This is a genomic window from Kutzneria buriramensis, assembly GCF_003387475.1.
GTDB lineage: Bacteria > Actinomycetota > Actinomycetes > Mycobacteriales > Pseudonocardiaceae > Kutzneria > Kutzneria buriramensis.
In genome coordinates this window covers 37385-45682 of the sequence record NZ_QUNO01000039.1, presented here as the reverse complement: position 1 = coordinate 45682, position 8298 = coordinate 37385, and the positions used below count along the sequence as shown (strand labels likewise).

At 64.6% G+C, this 8298-nt stretch carries 5 protein-coding genes and 1 pseudogene; 1 reads left to right on the top strand and 5 read right to left on the bottom strand.

From position 1 onward, the window contains the following. Positions 1 to 173 precede the first annotated feature (173 nt). From BCF44_RS53525 to BCF44_RS55135, 4 genes and pseudogenes are all read right to left on the bottom strand, one after another. Positions 174 to 1994: a reverse transcriptase/maturase family protein gene (locus BCF44_RS53525; protein ID WP_116182312.1), complete on the bottom strand. Its 1821-nt coding sequence runs from the start codon at positions 1992 to 1994 to the stop codon at positions 174 to 176. 528 nt (positions 1995 to 2522) lie between these two features. Continuing rightward, positions 2523 to 2747, bottom strand: a pseudogene (locus BCF44_RS53520) (transposase); the annotation flags it as partial. Positions 2748 to 3696: 949 nt separating this feature from the next. Beyond that, entirely contained in the window at positions 3697 to 4098 is a 402-nt protein-coding gene (locus BCF44_RS55140; protein ID WP_147329079.1) for a hypothetical protein, read from the bottom strand. After that, positions 4092 to 4466, bottom strand: a complete 375-nt coding sequence (locus BCF44_RS55135) for a hypothetical protein (protein ID WP_147329078.1) — start codon at positions 4464 to 4466, stop codon at positions 4092 to 4094. Before BCF44_RS55135 ends, BCF44_RS55140 begins: the two co-directional genes overlap by 7 nt. A gap of 596 nt (positions 4467 to 5062) precedes the next feature. On the opposite strand from BCF44_RS55135, the gene BCF44_RS53515 reads away from it, so the two are divergent. Beyond that, positions 5063 to 6178 carry a PucR family transcriptional regulator gene (locus BCF44_RS53515; RefSeq protein ID WP_170218267.1) on the top strand — a complete coding sequence of 372 codons (1116 nt, stop codon included), beginning with the start codon at positions 5063 to 5065 and terminating at the stop codon, positions 6176 to 6178. Between the two features lie 803 nt (positions 6179 to 6981). Here the strand turns inward: BCF44_RS53515 and BCF44_RS53510 are convergent. Continuing rightward, positions 6982 to 8058, bottom strand: a complete 1077-nt coding sequence (locus tag BCF44_RS53510) for a PucR family transcriptional regulator (protein WP_246016321.1) — start codon at positions 8056 to 8058, stop codon at positions 6982 to 6984. Between the last annotated feature and the right edge of the window lie 240 nt (positions 8059 to 8298).

Sequence of the window (8298 nt, the reverse complement as noted above, 5' to 3'; positions counted from 1 at the left end):
ACTCGGGTCGGGATCGCGGCCGGCGTCGGTGCGGACCCGCGCCCGCAGGGCGTCGAGCAGGCGGAAGGTCAGGCGTTGCTGTTCCCAGCGGGTGAGTGAAGTAGGCCGCCGACGAGGTGCCCATGGCTCGGGTCCTTTTCCAACGGCCCCTTCCCGAACGACGCGGGCGGCTTTCACCGCACGTCGCTCTCCAGAGGTCGGTTCCGAGTGGAGAAGGTTGCGCGTCCAGCATGGATGTCCTCGTGGCAGGGGCGACAGACCACCAGGGTCTTACGTCGCCTCATCGCCATCAGTGTCACCCATACGGGCCGCTCGGATCTGCCTGGGCGCTGGACATCGGCGAGCTTCCGGACATGGTGGACCTCCACCCGATCCGTCGACCCGCATATCTCGCACCTGTCGGCCAGGAGCCGCTTCACCAACTCGGCGGTGTTGACACGGTTAGGCGTCATCGGTTCTGAATCCTTCAACACCGCTGCGCGCTGTCGTTTGAGCGGAATGCCACCGAAGCGAGCGACCAGTGGTTTCCTCCCAGCCCCGCGCTCGACGGCGACTTCGAAGCACCTCCGCGGCCCGTCCTCCCTGTCGATGGTCGCCTTGTATTTGCGAGCCACCCGGGTGACGGTCGATTTGTGCTTGCTTGCCAAGGTCTTGAGCATGGACGTCTCCATCACCCACCGCAGCCGCTGTAGGCGGGAAACGTCCTGGGCCAGGATGTAGTACTGGACGAGTCCCCGATACTCCGCTTGGTATGCGGCCACGATCGAGAAGTCGCTGTCGTGGAGGAGCACACCGCGCTGGATCGGTTTCCCGCCGCTCATGTAGGGCGCACAGCGCTGTCGGATCACGTTGCGTGGCACGAAGAGCCCGATGATGCCGCTGGCTGAACGCCTTGGGCCGGTGAGCTTCGTGTCGCATCGCTGTGCCCTCACCTCGTAGCCGAGGAAGCGCGCCGCCTGGGTGGTGGCGTGCGTGATCAAGGTCTTGGGCTCGGACAGTTCCAGCTTGAGCTGATCACGCAAGAACTTCCTCACCCGCGTCTTGATCTCCTCGGCCTCGTGTTTTGGTCCCGCGAACCCGAGGAGCCAGTCGTCGGCGTATCTGACGTACTTCAGGCGGCGGAAGTCTGGGTCGTGTGGGTCAAGGCTTGGCAGATGACGCTTCGCCAGGCGGAGCCGTCGCGCGGTGGCGCGGTCGCCCCGCCGTATCGCCCAATACGACTGACCGTCGAGCCTGTGGTACTCGGGATGATGCCGTCTTTGCGTGCCTCGGTTGTGTTCCGGCAACAGCTTCTGCTCAACGAACTGATCGAGCCGGTCAAGGTAGATGTTGGACAGGATCGGGGAGGCCACCCCGCCCTGCGGCGCACCGCTGAGCGTGGCGTTCCACCGCCAGTCCTCCAAATACCCGGCCTCGAGCATATGGCCGATCAGCCGCAGGAAACGGCCGTCGTGGATCTTCTCCGCGAGGATCGACAGCATGACCTCGTGGTCAAGACTGCCGAAGCAGTCAGAGATGTCTCCCTCGATGAACCACTTGGTTCCCGTCCAGTGCCCCACCACCTCTTGCAGCGCAGTGTGGCAGCCCCGCCTGGGGCGGAAGCCGTGGGACCGATCGGAGAACTGGACGTCGTAGTACGCCTCCAACAGCACGCGCACGACCTCGCTGACCAGCTTGTCCGACCAGGTCGGCAAGCCAAGCGGGCGCTTCTTCTTGGGGGTTCCCTTCTTGTCGATGTAAACCCGCTTGACCGGCGTCCACCGATACGACTCCGCGCGCAACGCGCGGATGATCGCGACGATCTTCGCCAGCGACATGCCATCCACGGTCTCCCCGGTGGCCCCCGGCGTCATCGCACCGGAGTTCCGGTAGACGCGCCCATAAGCCATGAGGAACAACTGCGGGTTGAACAGCTGCCGGTAGAGCCTCTCCAACGGCAGGTCGCGCCTGCCGCGTTCCCGGATGACGTCCAGCACCGTTTCGGCGTTCTGCATTACGCATACCTCCCGTCGTCGGACGTCTCGTCCTCCTGTGCCCCTTCGCCCTGTGGCCGGCTCTCCCGACCTCCCTGGCAGGTCGTTGCTCCTGCGACTACTACGGGCACTCCGTCGCCATAGGGCTCGCGCCCCGTAGGCGATCCCGTGGTACGTCCTCGCTGTACGTGTCGAGCGCGACGTAGGCCACCCACTCATCCCCTTGACCGCCCTCGCTGGGAGGCGCCTCCCGCCTCGGAGGTTGCCCGGCCAGATAATTCATGGCCCAGCAAGGCGAGAGCATCGGTTCCAGGTGCCGTTCCGATGAGTTTCTACTTGTGCCGCTGGGGATTGGGCTTCAAGCAATCCAGCTTTGGCCGTATCGCGCGGGTCTTGCGGCGCGAAGCCTTGGACACCTCCAGACAGCCGCCGCTTCCCTGACATGCTGTTGTCCCCTTCAGCTTTCGCCTCTAGGTAAGCCAGGTGACCCAAGAACCTCCCTCCGAGTTCATCCCAGCTGCGCCGGGGATACAACGAAGCGCCTCACGGCGCGCAGTACCAGTACACGGTCTCCCAGGGTGGGAAGTCGACCGGTAGTTGCCGCCAGGAGCAGCCCGAGCGGACCACGTACAAGATCGCGTCCACGAGGTCGCGACGTGGGTGCTTCTCCCGGCGTCCGCCTTGGGGATGCGCCGTCGGTGGCGGTAGCAGGGGCTCGACCACTGCCCACTCGGCGTCGGTCAGGTCCGAGGGGTACCGGTGGTCGCGTGCCATCTGATCGACTTTGCCGGAGGTCAGTGGTACTCGGGAGCGGCCAGGATCTCAAACACCTTCTGAGTCCCCCCAACGCCACGGCAATGGCCGCAGCGGCCAAGGAACGCCTTCTCATTTCGCGACTCTTTCTTCTTGGTAATGCTTACCTTGTGTTTATTACCGTGTCGCGCGCTATGACGGGCGAGGAACGTCCGCAAAACGAGTGAATTCCGAAGAAAACCGATGAAATTTCGTGAATGGTGGACCGTCACGCATTGGCGGTGCCACTGTCCACGTCGGCAGTCAAGCAGACACTGCGGCAGGAGGGATGCGCTGACCAGGCAGGTCGCTCAAGTGTCGGTGGACGGCGTCGGCGAATGCGGCACGGGCCGCCGAGGTCAGGCCGCTGATGGGGCGGACGCGTACGCCGATCACCGGTGCTTCCGGCAGTTCCGTCAGGTCGGTAGTGGGCTCTTCGGTTTCGACGGGGTTCGTGCCAGCCGGCGCGTGCTGATTCTCCATGTGGGTAGCGGCTGGCTCGGGTGGTGGTGACGATGTCGGCGAGGGTGCCCCGACGTTCGTCATCGATCTGGAGCCGCTCGGGTAGGAGTCCGGTGAGGTGGTTGACGGAACGGTGCTGGGTGATGCGGTGCAGCCGTTCTTCCGCCTGTGTGCGGTCACGTCGGCGGCAGTGTGGCCGTCAGGTCCAGAGACGGCGAGCATGAGGCGTTTGCCCCCTCGCCGCCCGATATCTCGCCGAGATGCCACTATGATCAATGGACTCGCTGTCGAGATCAAGGTGCCCCGCCGTCATGTAACAAGCCCCAGTTCAGACTCGTGAGTAAATCCACTTTCCGAAATGGCGGTAATGATTTTCCTCATGTTGCGTAGTGTGGCGTGACCGGGCTCCGATTACCGTCGGGCTAACGGTTACGTCGAGCGTAAGTGTGTCAACGTACCCGATGTCTGACTACCAGATGGAGTCGAAGTGAACTTCAAAACTGTCGGGAAGCGCGCCGCGTTTTTCGCGGGCTGCTTCATCGCTCTCGGGGGGGCCGTGGTTGCCCCTTCGGCGAGCGCTTCCATTACCAACACCTGCCCTAATGACAGTGGTGGCAATCTGTGGCATTTTCAGAACCACAGTGGGGAGGATGTTACGGTGACTGTCTCCGGCACCTCGCTTAGTTGTAAAATCGACGTGACTGCGGGACATGGAAACCAATTCTATCTCACGGGGGATCATGGGGGAATTACGTTCAAGGTCGATATCACCGGTATAAAAACTTTCGGCACATGGTACAACGACATGAATCGCTGCTTCAGGATCGTGGACCAAGTCTCCACCGGAGATGGTATTGACCTCAATCAGCATTCGACGGGAAGTAACTGCAACACCAGGTAATCGTCACCGGAGCGATGCCGCGCTGCGAAGCGCGGCACCGCGAGGGATTTCCCCGGGTCGGTCGCTGGGCGATTGTGGATTGCCCAGCTGACATCGATGGTGGTCAGCGCGGCCGCGAGGTCGAGGATGGAAGGCCATCGGTGATGGGCGGGTACGCGAGGTTCCGTCAGTCTGAGGTGCAGGAACTTCTGGCCGGCCGCCCTGGTCTGGCAGTCGTGTCCGACCTCGGTCCCGTTTCCGCCCAGGGCGGCCGCGCAGGCCCGCAGGATGACGGACTTGTTGGCGGGTAGTACGAATTGGTTCGTCGGTCCCGCGGATGCACTCGTCGTGACGTCCATTGCCGCCGCTCCGATGGACGTCACGAGGAGCCCGTATCCGATCTTCTCGTGTGCTTACCAGCTGTCTCGTTTAAGGCCCAATGGATTGACAAAGGCGAGCTTTCAGTGAGTTGGCGATTCGCGGACTGCCGCCTCGCCTGTGATGATGATCATGCTCTGGGGTCGTATGGACGTTAGGAGGCCGGTTTGTGTGTCAACTGGGCGACGCGAGGTGTGCCGAGTCGAGCAGAGGTCGCCACGCTAGCGACGTCAACTCGACCGAGGCTTGGGCTGGATTTGATATTCGGGAGGGGAACTGCGCCCTCTGGATGAACGGCGGTCGTCTGTCGGAGGCACCGTCGGGCACGTGTGGGCAGATACACGTTCGCGCTTTCCGGAATCGGGTTATCCACTCTCGTACGCCGGTACATCAGGCCGTTCCAGGTTCAGGTCTCCGGCCTGGCGAGATTTCGTGGCTCGAGGGCGGCGGGCTCAGCTTGTCGAAGTTGCCGTCAACTCGTGAGGGAACTCCTCAATGTGAACCGTGTTCTCGCTCGAATTCGTCGAATGAATCGCGACTCGCTTGTACGCTCCGTTCCGAGTGGAGGGGCATCACGATGACGGTGTTGGAAGATCGACCTGGCCAGCAGCGGCAACTGACCGCCTCGGCCGACGAACTGACCTCGCTCGCCGACCGGCTCAGCCGCAATGTGCTGCCGGCCGATGCTCGGCACGCAGCCCGAGTGCTGTACCGCGAGGTGGCGCGTGTGTACACGCGGATCCTGGACGGAACAGCGGTGACCGCCGCGGATCAACGTGGCCGGTTGCGGGCGGCCGGCCATGCGCTCGCGGCGGCCGGCGGCTCGCCGGACATGGCCGCCGACCACATCGGCCACCTGACCTCGTACCTGGTGGATCACGTCGCCGCGACGCGACCGCAGGTGTTGCCCGCAGTGGTCAGCGCGGGCAACCTCATGCTGCGCGACCTGTTCGCCGGCGCGGGCGAGCAGGTCGGCCAGACCGGTGCGTCGGCGACGCAGGAGCTGGTCCCACGACTGGTCGCCGGTGACGAGATCCCGCCCGACGTCGAGCGCGATCTCGCCGATGGTTATGACATCTTCGTGGTGCGGCCGGCCGAAGTCCTGGCGCACCACCGACTGCTCGAGCTGTTCGACGAGGTTGAGCAGTTGAGGATGCTCGGCGCGATCGTCGACGGAGACGGGATCCTGCTCGTGCCGAGCTCGAGGGGCTACCCCCCGGAGCGTGTCTTCGCCGTCATCGCGGGCAAGCTGGGTAGCGAACCCTGGTGCGCCATGGCACACCGCACCCGGGACCTGATCGCCTCTGGGTACGACGAGGCCGCCGACATCCTGACACTGGCGTTGTCCTCGGGTCGACGGCCTGGTCTGTTCGGTCTGCGCGACTTCCTGATCGAGTACGCCGTGCTGCGGCAGAGCTCGGTGACCGACAGCCTGGTGGCGATTATCAAGCCGCTGCTGGCCAACGAGATCCTGCGCGAGACGCTACTGGCGCTCATCGAGTTCGACTTCAACCGGAACATGGCCGCGCAGGCGCTGTTCATCCACAGGTCCACTTTGGATTACCGGGTCCGTCGCATCGAGGAGGTCACCGGGTACAACCCGACAAGTGGCCGAGGCGCCCAGGTGCTCAGTGCCGCGATGACGTCGAGCACGGCCGTCAAGGCGATCCGCAGACGGCCGCCCAGCTCATAGCCGAGAGCCGGGTGTGTCCGGGGGCTTGGCGCACAGTCAGGGCAGTCGCCAATAACCGCTGCCCCAGCGCACTGGCTCGGACAGCATCCGCGGAGCTGCTCGATCTGCCCCAACGTGCGCCGATCGATCCCGAGGGCGTACGAGACGGCGGTCACGTCACCGCCCGCAGCCGATCCGGGAGCCTCGCATACGCTGCGGCGCAAACCCGAACGCCGTCTGCCTTGCCCCGGGGTGAACAGGAGCAGCCCGTCGGTGGTCTGCTCGGCCGGTTCAAGGTGACGCCGCCCGTTGAGCGGATCAGATCGGTCGCCGTCCGCGGGCATCGGTGCACCACGTCGGCGTACGCGGACGCGGTGCAGATCATCGTTTCGCTGACTGACTCCATGCCCGGCGAGGTAGTTGCAGTGCGTCAGTTTCCTTGCCCACAAAGGGGGTTTCCGTTCGGCGCAGGCGCTGTTTCGGCACGCACGGAAGCCAGCCCGATGCAGGTCGGCTTCAGTGCGCCGTGATCGGCTCGTCGTACGGGGCTGGTCGGTTGCTTCGTGCACCTTGCCCAACGAGGTGATCCGGATGCACCACTCCCGGTCCGCGCCCGGAGCGATTTCCCCGCCGCCCTGGTCGCACACCCAGTAGCAAGTCTTCCACTCCGAACCAGACCTGTTGACCACCAGCAGGTAGGTGGCCGTTGTCGGCCGCGGAAGCGGGGCGCGAGCAGCGCGGCGCCAGGGGGCGCGATCGTGGTCGCGCCGACGGCGAGAAGTCGTTGTCCGATGGTGGCTCATGGGCCTCGCGCTGTTCTGGTGTTACTCGCTGCCGTTGTCTGTGGACAGTGGGGGGAGGGGAGAGACGGTTGCCTCGTGTGCCGCGAGCGCGGTGCTGAGGATCTGTAGCTCCCGCAACGATGTCGGGTCGTACCCAGTCAGCTGTTGAATCTTCCGCAGCCGGTAGTCCAAGGTGCTGCGGTGGATGATCAGGTCGGCTGCCGCCTTGGATCTGTTGCCGTCGGTAGCCACCAGCGCGTGCAGCGTGGTGAGCAGCGTCGGATGGCGTGTGACGGGTTCGATCTTCGCGGCGAGCATGGTGGCGACCGACGGCTGGGCCAGCACCGCGTACTCCACCAACACATCGCCAAGCAGGTAGCAACCAGGGGGACGTCGGGACGCTAGCGCCGAAGCGACCACGTCGACGGCTTCGATCCGGCCCGCTGGCAGCTGACCGGTCTCACGCCATGAAACGCCGGCCCAGCTCGGCTCCGGCAGCAGGGCATGGATCCGCGTGCACTCGGCGTGCCCCGAGCGTTCGTCCTCCGCGGGCACAAGGGCGTATCCGCCCCATGGGCACAGCACGGTGAGCACGCCGGGCCTGAGTTCTCCGGCCAGAACGGATTTGGTCGGCTGTGGTGTGAGCGTGCGGAAGGCCATGACCGTGTACGCCGGAGCGAGGTTCTCTCCATCGGGTGCGGCCTGGCCCCGCAGCAGTGCCCTCGCCACTTGAGGATTGCCCGCGCCGCGCGCCGCGGTCGAGGGCGGAACCTCCTGGTAGCCGCGTAACAGCGTCCGCATGAAACGGTTGCCTGTCTCCGTGAACGCCTTGTACCGCTCGGTGGTGATCTCTGAGACCTGTGCCCACACGACGACGGCCTCCCCACAGACTTTGCCGAGCAGTTCGAGCAGCTGGTCGAGCGGCCATCCCTCGACGGCCCAACCATGGCCCATGGTGTGGACGGCGGCAAGCTCACGCGCGTCCCACTGATCGCGCGTCGGGTCCACCGAGCAGAGCAGCCTGATGGCCAGCCGCACCACGTTGTCGGCTTTTCTGCGCCGGGCTGGGGGTAGTCGATCGAGTTCGCCGAGCACGCCGTACCAAATATCGGCGTGCATGGTGTTCACCGGTACTTCTCCCTGCGCAGACATCAATCGCGTATCCCTCTCGCGCACAATGCGTGCACTCGGCGCTGGCGTTGTCGACAGGCGTGGTTGATCGCAGTGTAACGCCGCGAGCGGGCTTGATATTCGACAGCCGGCGAGCACTTCTCCGACGGCTCGGCGTTTCTCGGAATACTGTCCGAGATATGCCGAGACGGGGCGGTTGACACCTCGTCCACGCCGACCGTGGCGCGG